Annotated in this window: 2 protein-coding genes; both read right to left on the reverse strand. The window is 68.7% G+C overall.

Going from position 1 to position 1,353, the window contains the following annotated elements; all coding sequences use genetic code 11:
* Positions 1–78: 78 nt before the first annotated feature.
* On the reverse strand, positions 79–876 hold the full coding sequence (locus tag ACSFA3_RS23530) for an SDR family oxidoreductase (RefSeq protein WP_435507836.1): 798 nt from the start codon (positions 874–876) through the stop codon (positions 79–81).
* Positions 877–959: 83 nt separating this feature from the next.
* On the reverse strand, positions 960–1,353 hold a 394-nt coding region (pgaD, locus tag ACSFA3_RS23535), incomplete at its 5' end, for a poly-beta-1,6-N-acetyl-D-glucosamine biosynthesis protein PgaD (protein WP_435507837.1).

Genomic DNA, 1,353 nt, shown 5'->3' on the forward strand with positions numbered 1-1,353 from the left:
CCTGATCCGCGAAACGCTGCGCTCCTCGGCGCAGCCAGAGGGGAGGGGGAGGCTGGCGGGCCTTTGCTTCGCTCTGCCTCAGATCATTTGGGTGACGGCGCCGTCCATTGCCACTATGGCGCCGGTCACGTAGCTTGCCTTTGGCGATGCCAGGAATACCACCGTGTTGGCGATTTCCTCCGGGGTCGCGATGCGGCCTAGCGGCAGTCTTGCCTTGGCGCGCGCCAGCGCTTCGTCGGTGCCGATGCCTTGCAGCTTCGCGTCGGCCTTCATGCCTTCCTGCAGCCGCTCGGTCAGGGTGAGGCAGGGGTTCACGGCGTTCACGCGCACGCCTTTGCCGGCGTAGGCAGCGGCCATGCCGGCGCTCACCAGCATAAGCGCGGCATTGGCCGCGCCGCCGGCCATGTGCACGGGGCTCGCGACTTTGCCGCCCTGGCCGATCACGTTGACGATGGCGCCGCGGCCGCGCTGGCCCATGCGCTTCACCACGGGGTGGATCATGTGGACGTAGGTGAAGTACTTCGCGTCCATCGCGTCGTGCCATGACGCGGCGGTCAGGTCGTCGGGCGGGGTGCGGCGGGCGGCGCCGGCCGAGTTGACGAGGACGTCGACCGGGCCGAACGCCTTTTCGGCCGCGTCGAGCGCTGCCTCGGCGCCGGCCGGGTCTTTCAGGTCGGCGGCATGGATCGACACGCGGCCCTCGGCCTGCGCGAACGATTCGACCAGCGTCTTGCGGCCCTGCTCCAGATTGGCGATGTCGCGCGACACGAGGCTCACGCGCGCGCCTTCGCGCAGGAAGCCCAGCGCGCAGGCCAGGCCGATGCCCTTGCTGCCGCCGGTGATGAGTACGTGCTGGTCGTGGAGCTGGAGGTCCATGAAAGAGTCCTTGCCGTGATGAGTGGTGTGAGGCGGCGATTGAAGCACCGCCGCGAAACCCCTGCACGGACGCGGCTGTACCCTCAGCGCCGCGCGGCTGCGCGCTGCAGCGGCTCGGGCTCCAGCATGCCCGGCGTGGTGTCGGTGGCGTCGCGCAGGTGGCCGTTGTTGTCGTGGTGCACCAGCAACTGCTGTGTGCGCTGCCAGGCCGACAGCCGCGCGGGCGGCACTTCGATGTACGAAGCCAGCGCGAACAGCGACGACTGCTCCTGCTCCGGCGGGGCCTCGCGCCGGTGCTGGCGGCGGCGCCACGGCGCCATCGCCAGCATCGACACCAGGATCACGCCGATCACTACCGCATACAGGCCCAGCAGGTGCAGCACCTCGGCATTGTCAGCATCCTTGCGCAGGATGTCGGAATAGACTGCTTTGACTGCCTTCAAATTGCCAGATTGCCGATAGCGGGTGGCCTCTGCT

This window comes from Variovorax glucosi (assembly GCF_051216695.1).
GTDB lineage: Bacteria > Pseudomonadota > Gammaproteobacteria > Burkholderiales > Burkholderiaceae_C > Variovorax.